This is a genomic window from Streptomonospora alba, from assembly GCF_000826685.1.
GTDB lineage: Bacteria > Actinomycetota > Actinomycetes > Streptosporangiales > Streptosporangiaceae > Streptomonospora > Streptomonospora alba.
This window is the reverse complement of sequence record NZ_JROO01000010.1, coordinates 133,118-152,356: the sequence shown is the minus strand read 5'-3', so window position 1 is coordinate 152,356 and position 19,239 is coordinate 133,118. Positions and strand designations below refer to the sequence as shown.

The 19,239-nt window shown below is 67.7% G+C and carries 17 protein-coding genes; 4 read left to right on the top strand and 13 right to left on the bottom strand.

Going from position 1 to position 19,239, the window contains the following annotated elements; translation table 11 throughout:
• Positions 1-186 precede the first annotated feature (186 nt).
• A complete protein-coding gene (locus LP52_RS06845; protein WP_084722968.1) occupies positions 187-1,371 on the top strand; it encodes an acyltransferase family protein in 1,185 nt (394 codons plus the stop codon).
• Here the strand turns inward: LP52_RS06845 and LP52_RS06840 are convergent.
• The 5 genes from LP52_RS06840 to LP52_RS27140 form a co-directional block, all read right to left on the bottom strand.
• Positions 1,368-1,703: a hypothetical protein gene (locus tag LP52_RS06840; protein WP_040271707.1), complete on the bottom strand. Its 336-nt coding sequence runs from the start codon at positions 1,701-1,703 to the stop codon at positions 1,368-1,370. The genes LP52_RS06845 and LP52_RS06840 overlap by 4 nt on opposite strands.
• A gap of 730 nt (positions 1,704-2,433) precedes the next feature.
• A complete protein-coding gene (locus tag LP52_RS06835) occupies positions 2,434-3,057 on the bottom strand; it encodes a response regulator (protein ID WP_040271705.1) in 624 nt (207 codons plus the stop codon).
• Entirely contained in the window at positions 3,054-4,337 is a 1,284-nt protein-coding gene (locus tag LP52_RS06830) for a sensor histidine kinase (RefSeq protein ID WP_157036239.1), read from the bottom strand. Before LP52_RS06830 ends, LP52_RS06835 begins: the two co-directional genes overlap by 4 nt.
• Before the next feature lie 710 nt (positions 4,338-5,047).
• Positions 5,048-6,472, bottom strand: coding sequence for a non-reducing end alpha-L-arabinofuranosidase family hydrolase (locus LP52_RS06825; protein WP_084722981.1), 1,425 nt, complete (start codon positions 6,470-6,472; stop codon positions 5,048-5,050).
• Between the two features lie 546 nt (positions 6,473-7,018).
• Positions 7,019-7,168, bottom strand: coding sequence for a hypothetical protein (locus LP52_RS27140; RefSeq protein WP_157036238.1), 150 nt, complete (start codon positions 7,166-7,168; stop codon positions 7,019-7,021).
• Between the two features lie 50 nt (positions 7,169-7,218).
• Between LP52_RS27140 and LP52_RS06820 the strand changes: the two genes are divergently transcribed.
• On the top strand, positions 7,219-8,898 hold the full coding sequence (locus LP52_RS06820; protein ID WP_084722967.1) for an MFS transporter: 1,680 nt from the start codon (positions 7,219-7,221) through the stop codon (positions 8,896-8,898).
• Here LP52_RS06820 and LP52_RS28935 read toward each other — a convergent pair.
• Complete coding sequence (locus LP52_RS28935; RefSeq protein ID WP_084722966.1) at positions 8,803-9,846, bottom strand: AraC family transcriptional regulator; 1,044 nt, start codon at positions 9,844-9,846, stop codon at positions 8,803-8,805. The genes LP52_RS06820 and LP52_RS28935 overlap by 96 nt on opposite strands.
• Here LP52_RS28935 and LP52_RS06815 point away from each other — a divergent pair.
• Together LP52_RS06815 and LP52_RS06810 are read left to right on the top strand one after the other, a co-directional pair.
• Complete coding sequence (locus LP52_RS06815) at positions 9,790-10,965, top strand: aldo/keto reductase (RefSeq protein ID WP_338011620.1); 1,176 nt, start codon at positions 9,790-9,792, stop codon at positions 10,963-10,965. The two genes, LP52_RS28935 and LP52_RS06815, sit on opposite strands and share 57 nt — an antisense overlap.
• 32 nt (positions 10,966-10,997) lie before the next feature.
• Positions 10,998-11,291: a DUF427 domain-containing protein gene (locus LP52_RS06810; RefSeq protein ID WP_040271702.1), complete on the top strand. Its 294-nt coding sequence runs from the start codon at positions 10,998-11,000 to the stop codon at positions 11,289-11,291.
• 503 nt (positions 11,292-11,794) lie between these two features.
• Here LP52_RS06810 and LP52_RS06805 read toward each other — a convergent pair.
• The 7 genes from LP52_RS06805 to LP52_RS06775 form a co-directional block, all read right to left on the bottom strand.
• Complete coding sequence (locus LP52_RS06805) at positions 11,795-13,606, bottom strand: gamma-glutamyltransferase family protein (RefSeq protein ID WP_040271700.1); 1,812 nt, start codon at positions 13,604-13,606, stop codon at positions 11,795-11,797.
• Positions 13,607-13,624: 18 nt separating this feature from the next.
• Positions 13,625-14,737, bottom strand: a complete 1,113-nt coding sequence (locus LP52_RS06800) for a DUF3500 domain-containing protein (protein ID WP_040271694.1) — start codon at positions 14,735-14,737, stop codon at positions 13,625-13,627.
• A 78-nt stretch (positions 14,738-14,815) separates the two neighbouring features.
• Positions 14,816-15,625 (bottom strand): alpha/beta fold hydrolase, encoded by an 810-nt coding sequence (locus LP52_RS06795; RefSeq protein ID WP_052809530.1) that lies wholly within the window; start codon positions 15,623-15,625, stop codon positions 14,816-14,818.
• A gap of 593 nt (positions 15,626-16,218) precedes the next feature.
• Positions 16,219-16,836 carry a TetR/AcrR family transcriptional regulator gene (locus LP52_RS06790; RefSeq protein WP_040271692.1) on the bottom strand — a complete coding sequence of 206 codons (618 nt, stop codon included), beginning with the start codon at positions 16,834-16,836 and terminating at the stop codon, positions 16,219-16,221.
• Between the two features lie 111 nt (positions 16,837-16,947).
• The gene (locus tag LP52_RS06785; protein WP_040271691.1) at positions 16,948-18,087 is read right to left on the bottom strand and encodes a pyridoxal phosphate-dependent aminotransferase; all 1,140 of its coding nucleotides are present in this window, start codon (positions 18,085-18,087) and stop codon (positions 16,948-16,950) included.
• Positions 18,084-18,716: an RraA family protein gene (locus LP52_RS06780; RefSeq protein WP_238580769.1), complete on the bottom strand. Its 633-nt coding sequence runs from the start codon at positions 18,714-18,716 to the stop codon at positions 18,084-18,086. Before LP52_RS06780 ends, LP52_RS06785 begins: the two co-directional genes overlap by 4 nt.
• 249 nt (positions 18,717-18,965) lie before the next feature.
• On the bottom strand, positions 18,966-19,229 hold the full coding sequence (locus tag LP52_RS06775; RefSeq protein WP_040271686.1) for a hypothetical protein: 264 nt from the start codon (positions 19,227-19,229) through the stop codon (positions 18,966-18,968).
• Between the last annotated feature and the right edge of the window lie 10 nt (positions 19,230-19,239).

Below are 19,239 nucleotides of genomic sequence, written 5' to 3'. Positions count from 1 at the left end.
GACCGGCGCACAACTGCGCCGCCCGCCGCCGCTGTCCTGAGCCCGTTTCAGGGTCGACTCGTGGGCTCGTAGCTCCGCACGACCTAAAGGCTGTCCGGTTGGACAAAAAACTGTCTCTTCGGACAAAACCCGGCTAGTGACCCGCTGTCTCTCCCGCCCAGTACACACCCACCCGATCGGAGAATCATGGCACCGGAACGGCCCACCGCCTCACCCCCGCAGGCGCAGGCCCTCTCACCGCCACCGGCCCGCGCCGACTCCCCGGCCGCGGCCCCCGCTCCACGCCGCCCGCGCCTGTACTACCTGGACCACCTGCGCGCGACCCTGACGGTGCTGGTGGTGCTGCACCACGCCGCCATGGCCTACAGCACCATCCCGAGCTGGTACTACACCGACCCCGGCAGCGGGCTGATCGACGTCTTCGTCGCGCTCAATCAGACCTTCTCCATGGGGTTCTTCTTCCTGATCTCCGGGTTCTTCACGCCCGGCTCCCACGACAGCAAGGGCGCCCGCACCTTCCTACGCGGCAGGCTGGTGCGGTTGGGGGTGCCCCTGGCGGCCTACCTGCTGCTCCTGCACCCCGCGCTCCACCTCGGGACCTACCTGGGTGACTCCAGCCCCGAGCCGTATTGGCGCTTCTACTTGGCGACGTGGGGTCTGGGTCCGATGTGGTTCCTCGAGGTATTGCTGGTCTTCTCCCTGGTATATGCGCTGGTCAGGCGCATCCGACCGCCGCGCCCGACCGTACCCGCGCCTGCGCACTCGGCTGCCATGCCCGGACCGGCGGCGGTCATCGGCTTTCTAGCGGTCCTGGCGGCGGCCACCTACCTGTGGCGGATCGCAGTGCCGGTCGACGCTACCTGGCAGGTCACGGGACTGCCCACCCCCGGCTACCTTCCGCAGTACGCCCTCATGTTCGCCGCAGGCGTGCTGGCCTTCCGCAAGGGCTGGCTCAACACGGTCCCGCGCTGGGCGGGCCGTGCCGGGGCGTGTGCCGCGGTGGCCATGGCGCCGGTCTACATACTGCTGATGGGCACGATGTACGAGGAGTCGCTCGTGCCCGGCAGCTGGCAGTCGCTCATGGTGGCGGCCGTGGAGAGCACCCTCGCCGTGAGCGCCGTGCTTGCGCTCCTGGCCCTGTTCCAGCGGCTGTTCAACCGCCGTACGGTCGGCGGTGCGTTCCTCTCCGACCAGGCCTACGCGGTCTACTTCCTGCACCCGCTGGTGATCGTCGGACTGAACTACGGGCTCTCCCCCTGGGAGGTCCCGGCAGTCGCTGACTTCGCCGTCGTGGCCGCACTCTGCCTGCCGCTGTGCTGGGGTGCCGCCTACCTGCTGCGGCGCCTACCGGGCGCCAAGCGGGTGTTCTAATGTCCTGCGTCTGAAATCCGTAGTAGATATCGGGCGAGGGAGTCGAGGATCTCTTCGGCGAGCTCGCGCGAGACGAACGGGCGATCGTCGTTACACTCCTCGGTCCACGCGCGCACGTCCTTCTCCAGCGCGGCCACGCTCGTGTGCACGCCGCGACGGGCGAGCTCGGCGGCGAGAGAGGCGAACCAGCACTCGACTCGGTTGTTCCCGGAGGAACCGGTCGGGGTGATGTGCACATGGAAGCGGGGGCGGCGGGCCAGCCGCTGCTGCACCGCCCGCGGCAGTACGCCGAGCGCCCGAACACGCGGAGCAACCAGGAGCGCTGGCTTCATCTACGAGTTCGCCCAGACGGCCGCCGAAGGGCGGTTCCTACTGCCGATTGCAGACACATTCGCGCTCGATGACTGGCGCAGTGCACTGCGGGTCAGCCTCGGCGAGCACGCTCAGGGGAAGCTATGCCTACTCCCCCAGCAGTGAACGCCTCGGCAGGAACCGGGATTGACGCCATGGGCGAGGGACTCACCGGCGTGCCGACGGATACTCCGGTCGTCATCGCCGCCATCCCCGACACGAACGTCAGCGGGACTATGCCGAGTACGTCACGCTGGCAGCGAACAGGGTCATCCGCCGGCCCGCCGAACTCGACGCCCCTGAGGCCGCCGCGATCTGGGGCGCCTTCGCCACCGCCTACGGCGCGCTCGTCGAGAAGGCAGGCTACGCCCCCGCCCGCCCCCGCGTGTCCCCTAACTACGGTTACTCCCCGCTCGCCCCGGCCCACACGGCTAGCAACGACGGGATCGTGTTCGTCAATGACGTCCCGCAGAACTAGAGTCCCGCCTCTGAAGAGCGGCCGGTACCGCTGTAGGTGTTCGTGGCGGGCGGAGCCCGACCGTATCGCCTTCGCAGGAGCGAGCCATGCCGGACCGTGGCGACCGCCTGGACCAGGCTGGCCGCCGCGGCCAGCACGGGGCAGTCACGTGTCGGCCGCGACAACGGTGCGCCAACTGAGTACGCGATGGCAACGGCGCCCCTCTACGTCCGTCTACCAACCTCGCCACCCGCTCACCTCAGCACGCCGCGGCGGTAGGCCTCGGCGACGGCAGCGGCGCGGTCGCGCACCCCCAGCTTGTCGTAGATGTGTTGCAGGTGGGTCTTAATGCTGGCCTCACTGACGAACAGGCGCGCTGCGGCGGTGCGGTTGGATGCGCCGTCGGCCACCAAGCGCAGCACCTCCAGCTCGCGGTCGCTGACAATCCGCCCCCCGGTCGGGGTGCGCACCTGGGCCATGAGGCGTCCGGCTATGGTGGGCGCGAGCACGGATTCCCCGCGGCGTACCGCACGCACTGCGCGCAGGAGTTCCTCGGTGGGGGCGTCCTTGAGCAGGTATCCGGCCGCCCCCGCCTCGATCGCGGGCAGCACGTCGCTCTCGCCGTCGAATGTGGTGAGCACCAGCGTTCGCGCGCCGGGCGCGCGGGTGGCGATTGCGGCGATTGCCTGCACACCGTCCATCTCCGGCATCCGCAAGTCCATCAGTACCACGTCTACGCCCAGTTCGGCCGCCCGCTCCACCGCCTCGTGTCCGTTGGCCGCCTCCCCGACCACCTCGATGTCGGCCTCGGCGGCGAAGACCCCGCGCACCCCGTCACGGAATACCGGGTGGTCGTCGGCGATCAAGACCTTGATCATCGAGTAGCTCCAGGAACGGAGGAAAGGCCGACGGGAGGCTCATATTCAGTGGAGGGAGACCGGTCGGGGGAGGCACCCACCGTGATCGCGGGCACGCTGGCGCTCACCGCGGTGCCCTCGCCCAAGGTGCTCTCGAGCTCGACACTGCCGCCCACGCCGCGGATGCGCTGGGTCATGCTGTTGATGCCGACCCCTGCTCCGCGGGCGGCCCCTATGCCCCTGCCGTCGTCGCGGACGTCCAGCAACACCACGTCGTCAAGATAGGACAGGGTCACCCCCACCCGAGACGCCTCGGCGTGCTTGGCCACGTTGGTCAGCGCCTCCTGGGCCATGCGGTACAGCGCCACCTCGATCGCCGGACTCAGCGGCACACGTTCCCCCGTGACCGCGACCGTCGCGTGCGCATCGTTCTCCACGTCCCATCGGCGCACCAAGGTCTCCAGCGCGTCGGGCAGATGCGCTTCGGCCAGGTCCTGTGGGCGCAGCGCTTGCACCGCGCGGCGGGCCTCGGCCAGGCTGTCCCTGGCCAGGGCCAGCGCGCGGTCCAAGTGCCGGCGGGCCTGCTGCGGGTCCTGCCAGATCCACTGAGCGGTTTGGACCTGGGTGATGATGCCGGTGAGCCCTTGGGCAAGGGTGTCGTGGATCTCCCGCGCCATGCGCTGGCGCTCGTCCAACACCCCCGCCTCCCGGGCCTGAGTGAGCAACTGGGCGTGCAGCCCGGCGTTTTCCTCCAGCGCCTCCTTCAGCTTGGCCAGCGTCTCCTCGCGCTCGCGGTCCTGCTCGGCCGCTTTGGCGCTGAACACGATGCCCAGGCTCACGGCCGCGGTCTGGATCAGCACGATCGCGATGTAGGTGCCCACGCCCTGCGCAGTGAGGTCGCTAGTGTCGAGAGCGGTGGCGGTGTGGAGGAGCAGAGAGGTGGCGAACACACCCGTGACGCCCAGGAACACCGGCTTCAGATAGAACGCGTGGAAAAAGCCGGCGATCGTGAACATCAGGAACATGTGGTCGCGTTGCATGAGCGCGGCGGCCACGGCGAGTAGCCCGACGAAGTACACCAGCATGGGCAGGAGGCGTTCGCGTTGCTCCGCCGATTTTCTCGTGTGCCCGATGTACACCCAGAAGGCCGCGACTGCGACCAAGGCCAGGGTCACGCCCTGCTGCCCCCAGTCTTGGCGAGTGAAGGCCAGGTTGATGGCCAGCGGTACTGCCAGCAGTATCCAGGGAGCCAGAGTCAGGATCCAGTCCCACCCGGATTCCCAGTTCGGGCGAGGCTTCATCGTACTGTACGTCTGCCGGCCGCTCATTTCCATGCCTTGGTCACTCCCAGCGGAAGAACGTGGCGGCCACCGTGCCCGCTACGTTCGCTGACTTCGATGATCGGCATGGCGTGAGCATCCCCCGGGCGGACCGCCGCGCGGATCGCCCGTCAGGCCCGGACTTTGGCGGATTCGCGCATCAACCGATCGGTGGATGCGCCGGGACCACTCGGCCGCGGCGCTCAGGCGGGGGCGGGCAGGCCAGCCGGGTCTTCCGGCGGCCCTCCGTTCCCAGGCGACACGGTGCCGGGCAGGTACAGGGTCCACTCTCCGCCCTGGCGGCGGATCAGCTGGTCGCCGCCGGGACCTCTGGGCGAGGCGAAGGTGGGCCACTTCCACCCCCGTCTCGTCCAGGTCCGTCCGGGCCCACTCGGCATCGGTGAGTTCAAAACGACCGGACACGAGCACCGAGTGTGCCAGGGCGGGCCCTGCCTCACTCCCGATTCCAGAAAACAGACCCTAAGCGGAACCACCGCCTAGCGCTGTGCGGGAGCGGCGGCGCGGTCGGACCGACCGCCAAACGGCGACTCCACCCGCGGGTGCACCGCCGATACCCTGCTTTCGCAGGGCGACGCTCCGGATTCGACCTACGCCACCGCATCCTCTCGTGTTGGGAGGCACTCAACGTCGCCACCGACGACGAGCCGACCCCCGCAGTCCCACGCTGCCTGTCAGCGCTGCAGTGTCAGCAGACCTGGCCGATACGGCAGGAGACCGTAGTCGCCGCCGGACTCGGGGGAGCGCCCCTGGTAGAGGAACTGCATGTTGCAGGGATCGACGGTCATGGTCTGATCGGGGTCGGTGCGGATCAGCTCGCCGTGGCTGATGTCGTCGGTCCAGGTGGCGCCGCTGTTGGCCTGGCCGGCGAAGGGGTTGCTTTCGGTGGTGGCCTGCGGTGTCCACGTGCCGTCCAGGCTGTCGGCTGTGAACGAGCGGAAGTAGCGGTCTCCTTGCGCGCCGATCGCTTCGACGATCATGAGGTATTGGTCCTGGCCCTCGACGTTGTAGACCTGGACCGCTTCAAACAGGTCGTTGGTGCTGTCGGACATGATGGTCGTCGAGGTCGAGCCGAAGCTGCCCGGGAAGTCGCCGATAGGCATACTGTCCCGGTAGATTCTGCCGTTGTCTCCGGCGAAGAACAGGTACATGTCCGTGCTGTCGCCGATGAGCGCCTGATCGATGGGGCCTGTGTCGGAGTCGGCGATGCTTCCGTCGAAGAGGGTCTGCGCCTGCGACCAGCTGTTCACGTCGGCGGGATCGGTTGATGTCCGGTAGGAGAAGGCGGGTCCGCCCCACTGGTAGGCGAGCACCCAGACGTCCCCGGGGGCGAAGTAGAAGAGAGTCGGTGCGACGGCGGCGAAGGGCATCGGGTTCTGGCCGGCCGAGTCCATTCCGGACCAGTCGTTGAAGAGGTCGAAGTTCATCGAGCCCCATGACGATCCCGTGTCGTGGTTCGTCGCATAGACGAGATGCTGGCCGTTGTAGGGGGCGTGGGTGAAGTCCTTGAGCGAAGCCCATCCCTGCCTCGGCTGCGCCAGCGGGCCGGTCGATGTCCAGTCGTACGTCGAGGGAAGAGCGCACGTGTCGTCCGCCCCCTCGTCGTCGATCCGGACGAGTCGCCACTGCTGGTGGTCGCCACCCGAGTCGTCGGCCTGCACGATGTCGGCACCGTCAGCGTTCGAGGCGCCCTGTACCTCTACGGCCTTACCGCTGTGCCGGTTGATCAACCGGACGTAGCCGCCGGGCGAGTCTTCCAACCGGAACTGTTGGTTGGCCTGGTTGTAGTCGGTCCACTGGACGATATCGGCACCGTTGGCGGTCGACCAGTTGTAGACGTCAAGCACCTTGTCCGAAATCCGTGATTGCAAACGGTAATAACCGTCGCCGGAGTCGACGAACCGCCACTGCTGCTGGTGCTGGTCGTTCCGGGGCCACTGGGTGATCCGCGTCCCGTTGTCGGTGGCCCGGTTGTACACATCCAACGCTTTGCCGCTCTCGCGGTTCACCAGCACGTATGACGCGTTCGTGTCGACTGTCGCGGCCGCGGCGGGTGTCGGTTCGACCACGGTGCCAGCACTGCCGACCACCGTGACCATCACGCCGGCGATGATGGCTCGCAGGACCCCTCGCAGTCGCAAGGGCGGCGCGATCGGAAACCTACGCAACGTAGACATGGTCCTTCCTTTCGAAGCCTGGAGCTGCACGGTCCGCCTGGAGGGGGCCGGCGCGAGCTCTAGGCCTGCACTGGGGGATGTTAGCGCTAACATTTCGCCGGGCGGCCTGACGCATGCCTGGACGTGACTCCGATGCGACAGACCCACCCGGAAGGCCGGGGCGTCGCTGCCCTTGCCGCTGAATGTGAGCGATAACGCGCTCGACGTCAAGCAATTTTCGGGAACATTCCGGAACATCGCGAGTCGGGACATCACATCTAGGGGCGCGGCTGGGTGAACAAGCCCGGCTCGGTCTCCACGAGGAAGGCCGCGGTTGACCAGGCGTTTGAGCTTGGAGCGCGTGTTCTCGACGTTCTTGGACACGATGGGCAGATCCAGGCTCTGGCACAGGTACCGGGCGCGCAGCGGGGGCCGAGGTCGGATAGTGATGATTTCAGACACGGGGCGACCGTCGCCTATGAAGCCGCCTTAGGGCGTCGCCCCCTCACCGTCCAGGATGTCGTCGGCCAAGAGCGGCACGGACCGCACCGCCCTGCCCTCGGCGTCCAGGATGCGGCCGAGCAGCTTGACGGTGTGCAGGACCACGGTCCTGTCCACGATCTGCAGTGCGGGCAGCATCCGCCGCATCCGATGTTCGAGGTCGTGGGCTTCGGCCGTCGAGTGCAGCCATGCGTCGACGACGACATTGTAGGGGCCGACAGCACACGCGGTGGAACCCGTTGCTCGCGGGCCAGTTGGCCGTCCTGATCCTGGTCAACTTCATGGCCGACACGGCGATCGGGGCGCCCCTGGTGGTCCTCTCCGACATGCTCGACCACTTCGACACCGACCAGGCGGCCTGGCTCAGCGCCAGCGCGATGCTGGCGGGAGCGATGTGGGCCCCGGTGCTCGGCAAGAGCGCCGACATCCACGGGAAACGGAAAGTGCTCGGGGTGACGCTGCTCATCAGCTGCGCGGGGGCGCTGGTGTGCGCCGCCGCCCCCGCCCTCTGGCTGTTCGTCGCCGGGCGCATGCTGCACGGGGCGGCCGTGGCAGCCATGTTCCTCACGGTGGCGCTCATTCGCGATGCCTGCGCACCCCGTATCGCGATGGTCGCCGTGGGTATTGTGACCTCCGGCTCCGCGGTCCTCAGCCTCTTCGACTCGTTCTTCGTCGAGGCGCTGGCCGCGCGGTTCGGCTTCCAGAGCCTGTTTCTGCTCTCGGCGGCCGTCGCACTCGCCATGGCGATCGGCGTGCGCGTCCTCATCCCCGAATCCCCGGTCAGGATCCGGGGCAGGATCGACGTCACCGGAGCCCTGCTCCTCGGCGGAGGCTTGGCAGCGGTGCTCAGCTACATCAGTCTCGGGACGCAGTTCGGCTGGTTCGCCGTCGGCCCGCTCGCCCTCCTGGGCGCCGGCGCCGCGGCTCTGGCCCGATGGTTCCTGGTTACGAGCCGCAAACCCGAACCCGTGATCGACGTCCGCGACCTCCGCGGGCCGCTGGTGCTCACGCTCCTCGTGGTCGTCCTCGGCACCGGCGCCTACCAGAGCATGCTCCAACTCATCGGCATCGTCGGTGACGTCCCGGGGAGTCTCCGCCTCGGGTACGGCCTCGCCGAGCAGGGATCGCTCGCCCTGATATTCGCCTTGCCGGCCGGCGGGGTCATGGTCGGCGGACCGGTGGCCGGAGCGCTCGCGACACGCATCGGGCCGGCCGCGACCCTGGCTGCCGGAGCGGCACTGGGCACGGCGGGGACCGCCGGCATGTTCCTGGGGGTTTCCCGGTTCGGCGCGGCGGTCTTCTTCGTCTTCGTGCTGGGCCTTGCGGCGGGCGCGCTTATGACGTCCGGTTTCAACATGGCCGGCGCCCTGGCCTCCGCCGACCGCCAGGGCGGCGTGTCCAGCCTGGTCGTGGTCATGGTCGCGATCGGTTCGGTGGTGTTGAACTTCGTGGGTTCGGCGGTGCTCGAAGCCACCACCGTGGTCGTCGGCGGATCCACGGAGAACTCCGCTACGGGCGTGTTCAGCTACATCGCGGTCGCCCTCGGCGCATTCGTGATCGCGATCGTCCTGGCCGTCCAACTTGGTGCGACGTCACCGCGGCGCGGCCCCACGCGCTTAGCGCGCGGGTCGGAGCCACGGGGTGGCCGTCTTGGAGGCACGCCGCAGCTGCCGCGGTGGCGACGAAGTGGGCCCAGGCGCCGTGCGGGCTCAGGCCGCCGCGGGGGGCAGGCGCACTTGACGATCAGAAATGAATCGATCCCTGATCCAGGCTCAGTCGCCGTATCTGGAATCCAGATTGTAGACCTCGGACGGCCCCACCGGGACAGAATTACCGGACCTACGACCCCTCTCCTGCGCACGCAGTGAGACGCGGAACTCTCGTGGTGACATCCCCACAACGCGCCGAAAAGCGGTACTGAAAGCACTTTCGGACTGGTATCCGATGGCCGCTGCTATGGCCGCAAGGGAGTCCTCCGTGCGCAGCGCGGCACGCGCCAGCTGCATTCGCCATTCAATGAGGTAATCCGAAGGAGGCCTTCCTACTCTATTTCTGAAGTTCGCAGCGAAAGCTGATCTCGACATCATCGCAATTTTAGCGAGTTCTTCGAGAGTCCAGCGATGGCGCGGTTCAGCATGTATAGCTCGTAACGCTGCCCCGATCCCGTCGTCGGCAACCGACGCAAGCCATCCCAGGGGCTCATGGGACGAACCGGCGTGCGACCTCAACATATGCACCAGAAGAATCTGGGCTAGATGCTCAAGGACAAGAGAGCGGCCCGCCTTTTGCGTCTCGATCTCGGAGACGAGTAGGGTCGCAATATTCCAGAGCAGTCTTCCGTCGGTATCGCCTGCTTTAACAAGCATAGCCGGAGGGAGCGATGAAAATAGGATCGATGCATCGGAATCTTGAAACTCGAAGTCGACGCTGCATGTGTAGATGACGGAGCCTTGAGGGATCTCGGGTCTACTCGCGGAAATTTCCTGGCGGGGCGGACCCTTCGAGTCGCGGGCTCGGGCTGCCTCAATCGAGCTCCCGAGGCCATAAGGGGGTGGATTTCCGAGAAGATAGAAATCGCCCGTGCTCAGGAAAAGAGGTTCCAGTCCGTCGACGCACAGCCAGCACTCGCCTTCCACTATCACGCCGAGCTTGATGTGTGGGAATGGGGAGAACTGAGCGCTCCACGGCGCCGTCGCGTGGAGCGGGACGGGAGCGACGGTCCGGGGTCGCGCCAGCGCTAGGGCGTCCCGGAAGGGGTCATGTGCATCGAGGGGGACCTCAGTGCTGGACGATCGGTAAATACTACTGGACTCCATGTTATGGACTATACGCCCAGCGATGGGAACGATGGGTGTCTGGCGGCGGGAGCTGCCAGGTGTGAGGAGCCTACTCATGCCGGATCGACGCGAGGAGTAAAGAGACGTATGCGATACCGATTTCTCGGAAGATCGGGGCTGCGAGTATCGGAACTGTCGCTGGGGACAGGAAATTTTGGCATGGGCTGGGGGCATGGGGCGCATGCGCCCGAGGCTCGAGCGATGTATGACACCTATAGAGAAGCGGGAGGAAACTTCATTGATACCGCTTCCAACTATCAGTCGGGGGAGGCTGAGGAGTACCTCTCAGATATCATATCCTCGGATCGCGAGGACATAGTTCTGGCGACAAAGTACACTATGGGGTCTTCAGCGGGCAGCGGCCTCCAATTGACCGGGAACAGCCGAAAAGCGATGGTCCAGTCTCTGGAGCAGAGCTTGCGTCGACTGGGCACCGACCGGGTGGACGTGCTCTGGGCCCACGTGGCCGACGAATCCACATCCGTCGAAGAAATATTGCGAGCCTTCGATGATCTGACGCGCGCCGGCAAGATTCTGTATGCCGGCCTTTCGAGTTTCCCCGCATGGCGTGTGGCAACGGGAGTTACCCTAGCGCAGCAGCAGGGTTGGGCCCCTCTAGTGGCGATTCAGGCCGAGTACAGTCTCGTCGAGCGTAGCGCCGACCGGGAGTTGGTGCCGATGGCAGAAGCCTTTGGCTTGGGCGTCCTCGGGTTCTCGCCTCTCGGGGGTGGCCTTCTGACGGGCAAGTATCGGCGGGGCGCAACAGGTCGCGCACAGAGCTCGATCAGCCAGTTCCTTCACAAGGAAGACGCCCCCGCCAAGACGACTATTCTGGATGCTGTCGAGAGCGTCGCTCGGGAGCTCGATACGACTCCAGAGCGGGTAGCGATCAAGTGGTCGATGTCGAAGGGGGTGATCCCCATCGTTGGACCGAGGAGCGTAGATCAGCTCACGTCTAACCTCGCGGCCAGCGAGCTGGATATCTCAACGCGTCAGCTTGAATGGCTGGACAAGGTGAGCGCGCCGAAGTTGGGATACCCCCACGAAATGTGGTCGGAGCGTGAACGGGTAGAGAAGAATCGATTCGCCCAGCCGTGAGAAGTATCCATCGATTTCATCGAAAGGACGACATGAAAGCCACACTCGGGGACAGGGCCATCGCGACTGCGGACGCCAAAGAACTCGTCATGATCGAGGGGAACTGGTATTTCCCGCCGAGCTCTATCAATTGGTCGATGCTGGAATCGAGCCCAACTGTGTATACGTGCCCCTGGAAGGGGCAGGCCGAGTATTACTCCCACGTCGGCGGCCCGAAGGATGTCGCTTGGGCGTACATTGCGCCCGACGCGGACGCCGTCACGAGGATCGGCAGGGACTTTGCCAAGTTCGTCGCGTTCGATAGTTCCGTCGTCATCAGCGAGTAGCCCGTAGTCGTGTTCTGCCGGCCAACCGGCGCCAGACGCGACGCTGGCCGCGGGAGGTCGCCGCCGAACACTCGTGACTGCTTCGCGACCGGACGGGGGTGCTTCTATGGGGTTGTCAGGCCGCGAGAGCGGTGGGCGGCTGGTAGATCGTTCCTTCGTGAACCTGACTACTGCGCCGCGAACACGATCAACGCGCGGGGGCGAGCGGCTGCCCGCCGTTTACCGCCAGGCCGGGCGCCGCAGCGGCCAGTAGCGGTCCAAACGGCGCCCAGCAGCCCCGTGCACCGGCCGCTCCAGCCCGGAGAGGCGGTGCGCAGCACCCGCCCGGCGGCGGCCGTGCCGACGATGAAGGATGCCGGCGCCACGACCGGACCCAGCGGCGGCGGCCCCGCCGGGGATGACCACGCTGCCCCTGGCGAAGGTGGCGCCGAGCATCCGGCCCAGTGGCATGACAGGCCGTGGAACAAGCTCGGCACTGGTGCGAGGGCCGGACCCGATGGCGCTCATCGCCCTGCCGCGTAACCTTGGGCACCGCGCGGGTTCGCCGCCGCCTGGAGGATGCCGCTATCCGGATCGCGCGTGACGGCCGACAGCCGACCCTGGCTCCATGATCCCGCGACGGTCACGTCATGCCCGCGTTCGCGCAACTCGTCGATGACCGTCCTGCCCGCTCGTTCCTCGATGACCAAACCGCCCGGCGTCCAGGTCCGCGGCCAGAACGAACTCGGCACCGCGGTGGTGTGGAACGCGGGTGCGTCGATCGCCTCCTGCGGATCCTGCCCGAGAACGAGTGTGCGCACGAGGTACAGCAGTTGCCACTGGTCTTGCTTGTCACCGCCCGGCGTGCCCAGCGCGCCCACAGGGCTGCCGTTGCGCAGCAGCAGCGTCGGACTCAGCGTCGTACGAGGCCGCCGCCCGGGTGCCAGGCATGACGGGGCAGCCGGGTCCAGCCATGCCATCTGAAGACGTGTTCCCAGCGCGAAACCGAGATCCGGCACGGCGGGGGAAGACTGGAGCCACCCTCCCGACGGTGTGGCGGAGATGAAGTTCCCCCAGCGATCGACGACGTCGATGTGGCAGGTGTCGCCGCGGGTCTCCCCGGTCTGCTGCACCGTGGGCTCTCCCACTCCGCTTGCTCGGACGACACGCTTCTCGGTGGCGAGCGGTGGTGTGTACGGTGTGACGCCGATGTCACCGGGCCGGAACGCGGTCGACGCGACGGCGCTGATCAGGTCGGCGCGCTCCTTGCTGTACCGAGGGGACATCAGATGGCGCACAATCGTCTGCGCCTTCGCAGGGTCCAGATGCCCGTAGAACGCTTCGCGGTCGGCCAAGGCCAGTTTCAAAGCCTCGGTGATGGTGTGGATTCCGCCGGCGGTCGACGGATCGATCTGTTCGTCGTCGAAGTGGTCGAGAATGCTGAGGGCCTGCAGAAGCACGGGGCCTTGGGACCACAGGCCCGCCTTGGCGACCGTGATCCCCCGGGACTGCGCGGTGACCGCGGACTCCAGGGACGGAAGGAAGTCGGTGAAGTCAGCCGCGGTGATCACCCCGGCGTGATCCCCGCCTGAGGAATGCCGATGGGGCGTGGCCACGAACTCCGCTACGGCGCCCGCCACGAAACCGGTTCGCCAAGCGCGCCGCGCGGAATCGATCCGTGCGGTCCTCGTCTCGCCGGCACCCTCGGTGATCAGCCGGTGCAGGGTCCGGGCGTAGGCGGGGTTGACGAGAGTCTCATGCGGTTGGGGGACCCGTCCTCCGGGCATCCACAGCGCGTAAGACGTCGGCCAATGCGTGCGGAAGAGATCCTCCACTGTGGCCATTACGCGCGCCAATTGGGGTACGACCGGAACTCCCTGCCCCGCGTAGTGGATTGCGTAGGCCAAGACGTCGGCGATCTCCCAGGTGCCGAACTCGGCGAGCAGCCAGAGCCACGAATCGACGGCGCCCGGGACGGCTGCGGCCAAGGCACCCGCGCCTGGGACGTGGTCTAGCCCTTCGGCTCGGAAGTGCTCGATCGTGGCTCCCTGCGGAGCGTGGCCCTGTCCCACCAGCACGAGCGGAGACGAGCCTGACGCGGTTGCGAGCATGGCGACCAGATCGCCGCCCGGCCCGTTGAGATGGGGTTCGGCCGCATGTAGCACGAAGGCACCGGCCGTCGCCGCGTCGAAGGCGTTGCCGCCCCGCTCCAATACGGACTGGGCCGTCGCGGAAGCCAGCCAGTGCGTCGACGCGCACATGCCGAAGGACCCCCGCAGTGTGGGGCGCGTCTTGTCCGGGGCAGCGTCGGTCGGTGATGGCTGTCGACCGGCCATGTCTGTCACATCCCGTTCTTATGGCACGTGATGGGCGGTGTGGTGGGCAGCGAGGACGTCGCCGCCGAAGTCGGACTCCGGATCGCGCCACACGGCGTGGGCATGGTTGACACCGCGCTGAACGTTGGTCCATTCGACGAGCAAGCGGGGGCCCTGCAAGCGGTAGTAGTGCGGCTCGCCCGGCGTGGTGGAACCGGCCCAGGCGAAGTGCACGGCGTCTAGCGCCGCCGGGTCGTCGTAGCGGGACAGCGGGGACACGCCGTCCGGGACGCGTTCGAGGTAGGTGCCCAGCAGGGCACGCAGCAGCTCCTGCTGCGCGGCGTCGAGCTCGGCGCCCGGAACGCCCCTGGGCGTCGGTGTGAGCGCCACCGCCTCCCGGTCCGCGCCGTAGAGGCCGGTTGCCGGGTTCTCGGCACCGTCCGGGGTGTGCTGGCCAGGACGCCAGAGTTCGCGGCGCCTCACCACGCGGTCCTCGATCCGGGTGGTGTTGCCCGCCACGATGTCGTTGGGAGCGCGTGGCAGCAGCACCGCCTCGGTCGCGAGCTCTGGCCGCAAGGATCGGATCAGCTCGCGGGCCAGATCCTCGGCCGTCCCCAGCGGGCGCAGCACCGCACCCCCTAGTAGCGGCGACACGGCCGGGTCGGCGCCAAGGAAGCACGGCGTGGTGGCAGCCACGCGCCCGTCAACCACGAGGTTGTTGAGCGAAACGTGGTGGCCGCCGAACCGCCATCCCCACGGCTGCGATCCGCCGGGCTCGCCGAAGACCCGAAGGTAGTACATGCTTGGATCGCGGGTGCGTTCCCTCCCCCAGTTCACCGAGAAGCCTTCGGTGCGGTCGAGCACGTTCTCCAGTCCGAGCACGGTGGCGACGGTGGTGTACCCGGCTTCGGAGAGTCCGCTGGCGACCAGCCGCATCACCAGGCGGTGCTGGGCGGGGCGCTGCTGGTGGAAGGTGAGGCCGCCGTGATCGGTGGGCGTGTAGAACCAGGTGGTGCGTTCGGCCTCGACCGCACCGTCCGCGCCCGGCCGCGGCCCGACCGCAACCGCGCGCTGATCCGCATCGAGGGAGTCCAGCCACGCCTGGGCCGCCTCGGCCATCCGGTCCGCGACAGCGCGGCTCGCGTCAGTCATGGTTGCGGACCGGCATCTGTCGCGGGCGCGCGCCGCCTGGCACCGGTGCCCGCCGGAGGCGGGCCTGCATCGCGCCGTTCACTTCGCGGTCACGCCCAGGAACTCGCGCGCCCAGAGGGCGATCCTGTCCGCGAACTCCATCCCGACAGCGTGTCGCCCTCCTTCGATCGAACGCAGTTCGGCGTTCGGAATCCGTTGCTCCATCAGGACGGCGCCGGCGTAGGGGGCCAGCAGGTCCTCGGTCCCGTGCACGATCAGGGTGGGTGCGGCGATCTCCCCGAGGAGGTCCCGGATCTCGTGCTCTCGGGCGGCGGCATGGCGGCGGGCACGCTGCTCGGGATCACGGGAGACGAGTGTCTGGGCGGCCCGGGCGCCGATCCTGGCCTGGCCTTCGGGGGTGACGAAGTAGTCGTCGACCGCGTTCCGCAGGTCGCCGTAGGACAGGTTCAGCAGTTTGTCGATCGAGTCGGCGCCCAGCGCGAAGCTCGGCGTGGTGGCGACCAGGGTGAGGGACGCGACCCGCTCGGGATGCCGGAGTGCGGCGTGCTGAGCGACGGCGCCGCCGAAGGAGGTGCCCAGCAGGTGCGCACTCTGGAGTCCCAGCGCATCCAGCAGGTCGACGACGTCGTCGCCGAGGTCGCCCAAGGTATACGGGACCGGTGGGTTCACGGTGATCCCCGAATCGCGTTGATCGTAGGAGATCGCCCGTATTCCTGAACCGAGGTGCGCGCGGAGCGTCGCGTACGCGGTGCGGTCGCCCTCGCCGCCGTGAATGAGCACGAGGGGCACACCGCTGCCGACATCGATGTATCCGACTTCAAGCTCACCCGCCCGGAGGGTGGAACCGGCCGATTCGGCGGGCTCCCCTTCCACCTCTTGCCTTGCCACTGCCGACCTCCTGGCCAACCAAGCACAATAGATACGTATATAATTTGAGAGAAACTTATCATTTATGTTGTGTCGGTACAAGCACGTGCCCCTGAGGGTTCGCCGGGAATCGTGCGGGCTTGCTTACCTGCCGCCGGGTGGCCGGATCCTGCGGGAGCGGGCGCGGTGGCAGGGTCGGCGAACGCCGTGGGCCGACCCGCGGATGCCGCCCTGTCTGCCCGCTCATCGACGCCGACCCGGCGCTACAGGACCAGCACCGCGGGGCGATCTCGGTGGCGCGGTGGGGGCGGCACCGCAGCCGGCGGAGGAGGCGCCGGTTCGTTGCCTGGGCCATCGCGCGTCTGCGGCCGCGATCCGCGCCCGATGCGCCACACGCGCGCGACTCCGGTGGTGTGCACGGCGCCCGGAAGCACACCGGAGACCCACGGATCACCGTGGGGGTGCACGACCCGGGCATTCATCCCGCGGCGGCGGTTCTTTCCCGGGTAGAAGGAGTGATCGCCCGCCGGCCGGTCGCCGGTGATGAGCGTGGTGAACGGAGAGTCAGGCGAGGAGTCCGCTGGAGCGGGCCGGTGCCGTCGGCGCCTGGGCGATCAGCCTGCCCGCGCCCACCCGCGCAACGCACCGCCGTAGGCCTCGGTCAACCGGGTGACGACCTCACGACGGCACAGGTCCGTCTCCTGCAACAGGTCCTGAATCTCCCGCGGATCGAACATCATGTTACTGATGAACAGCGCGTACTCGATCATCTCGTGCGACAGGCCGATGTCGTCGAGCAGCCCCTGCACCGGCCGAAGCCAGGCATTCCGCATAGTAGCTATGATCTCGTTCCCCGCATGGAGCCGTTCCAGGTAACCCCGTCGGGATCGAAGCTGCACCAGTGCCGGGCCGTGCTCGGCGAGCAGGTCCACCCATTTGCCGACGACGGAATCGAACAGCGGTCGTCCTTCCGCGCTCGATGCCGTGCTGAAATCGCGGAGCTCTTCGACGACGCTGAGCACATAGGCCGCGAGAACCTCCTCCATCGAGGAGTAGTAGCGGTAGGCGGTCGCCGGACCGATCTCCGCCCTGGACGCGATGGCAGGCATGGTGAGCTGGTCAGGCGCCTCCCTGGCGAGCTCGCCGACGGCCTCGAGGAGGCGGCGGCGGTTGCGGCGGGTGTCACTGCGCAACTTTCGGCCCCCGCGCGGAGCGGCCTGCTGATCGGACACGGACCTCCTTCGCCTGGTAGAAGGGCACGCAAAGGATATCGCGTCCGATCGCGGTGGGTTCTACGGCTCGAACGCATCGGTACGTAGTACGCACCCGATCCCATCAGGACCTCACATGCCGAGGTGATGGACGATGCGGGTCAGTCCGGTCCGCAGGTCGTCCTCGGAAGCCGCGAACGAGATCCGGATGTGCCCCTCGCCCGAGGGCCCGTACTCGGTGCCCGACCGGACCAGCACCCCCCGCTCGGCGAGTTCTCGGGCGACCGCATCGGAGGGAAGATCGGCGTCGTAGCGGAGGAACCCGTAGAACGCTCCTTCCGGCGGAACCAGGTGCAGGCCGGCGATGCCGGCCAGCCGCGCAAGCACGAGCCCGCGACGGTGCTGGTACCTGTCGACCATGGCATCGACGGCCTCGTCCGGCAGATCAAGGGCGGCAAGGGCCGCGTGTTGGACCACCGTATTCACCGAGCCGTTATAGGTCCGGTGCACGTGCGCCGCCGCGTCCACCACCTCGCGCGGCCCGGTCAGGTACCCCACCCTCCAACCGGTCATCGCATACGTCTTGGAGAACGTCTGCACGTACAACGTCCGGTCCCGCAGCGATTCGATCTCCAGCGCAGAGGTCATCACATGCCCCGGGTAGACCAGCCGGTGGTAGGCCTCATCGCTGACAACCAGGATGTCGGAGCCGGTGAGGAGTTCCCCGAGGGCCTTGAGTTCCTGCTCGCCGTGCACGATGCCGGTCGGGTTCGACGGATTCGAGAGGATCATCATTCTGGCGCCGGGAAGTGCAGCGGCCAGCGCGTCAAGGTCCCAGTGCAGGTCCGGGCCTAGCGGCACGAAGTCCACGGTACCCCCGGCGAAGACGACCAGGTCGGCGTACAGGGAGTAGGCGGGCTCCGGAATCACCACGCGGTCGCCGGGTCCCACAATCGCAAGCACGGCGGCCGCCAGCGCGCCGGTGGCGCCGTGGGTGACCACGACGTCGTCGGCGCTCCAACGCCGGCCGGGGTGCGCAGGCAACCTGGAGGCAAGCGCGGCCCGCAGTTCAGGCAGGCCTCTCTGGTCGGCGTAATGGGTCTCTCCCCTGCGCAAGGCGGCCGCCGCGGCTTCGAGCACCGGCGGCGGTGTCGGGAGGTCCGGCTCGCCCATGGCGAGGGAGACGGCCCCCTGCGGGGCCGGGGCGAGGGCCGGGCGCCTCGAGCAGCGACGCAGTTCCTCGATCCGGAAGGCGGGCAGCGTGACGGTCATCGGGCCGCTGCCGCATGGTCGGAGCGCGCGGCGAGGATACGCCGGCGGAGCGCCTCCTCCTTCTCGCCGATCCCGTCGACCGCGTTCACGACCTCGCTCACGCGGTGCCGTGGAACGACGACGACGCCGTCGGTATCACCGACGAGCACGTCACCCGCCGCCACTGCCACGCCGCCTACCGCCACCGGTGCGCCGATGGCACCGGGCCCGTACTTGAAAGGTCCAGCGGGTGTGACCGCCCGCGCGTAGACGGCCAGCCCCATCTCGGACAACGCCTGAACGTCGCGGACGGCGCCGTCGACCACCGCGCCGACAACCCCGGCATTGACCATAATCTCGCCGATGAGGTCGCCGACCAGCGCACGGGTCATGTCACCTTGTCCGTTGACGACCAGGACGTCGCCCGGTCGGGCCTCGTCGAGCGCCCGGTGTATGGCCAGGTTGTCACCCGACCGCACGTCCACCGTCAGGGCGTTGCCGAGCATCACGGCCCGCTTCGTGAACAGTCGGATACCGCCGTCCATGACGGTCATCCGCTGCAGCGCGTCGCCCACGTTCGCGGCAGAGACCTCCCCCAGACGGTGAGTCTCCGCCGCTGCTAGGCGATCCCAGCTCGGAGCAATGGACACGCTGTCCGTCGCGGCAGCAATGAACACAATGACCCTCAATTCTTAAATAAGACTCAAATATCAGATAAGAGCCACCCTAGTGTTGTTACGTGTCCGGTTGCAACGCTTCGAGCCGCCAAGCTGCTCGGCGGGCCCCTGGGTGAGCAGGCCCAGGACCCGGCCGTACGAGGACGCCGGTCGAAGCTGCGCACGAGTGGATGTGGTCGGCGTCGGCGCGGGCCACGCGTGCGCCGGATCCGTACTCATCGCTCAGGGAGCTGAGGACGGCGTCCTCGTCGACAGGATGGTTCTCGCGGCTGCGGCATTGGGCGATGAAGTCCTGCGTGCATGGCGGTCGCTGGGTTGGTAGTGGGCGGCTCCGCCGTTGGGGCCGGTGATGGTGCCGAGCCGCCGGTCCTGCTCGCATAGGGGTGCGGTCCCGGTGACGCCGGTCGGGGTTTCGAGCTGGTGGAGGCCGGTGACCCGGATGCGGGTGTGGGGCATCTGCAATCCGGTGTGGACGAGGGCGATCATGTGTGCCTCC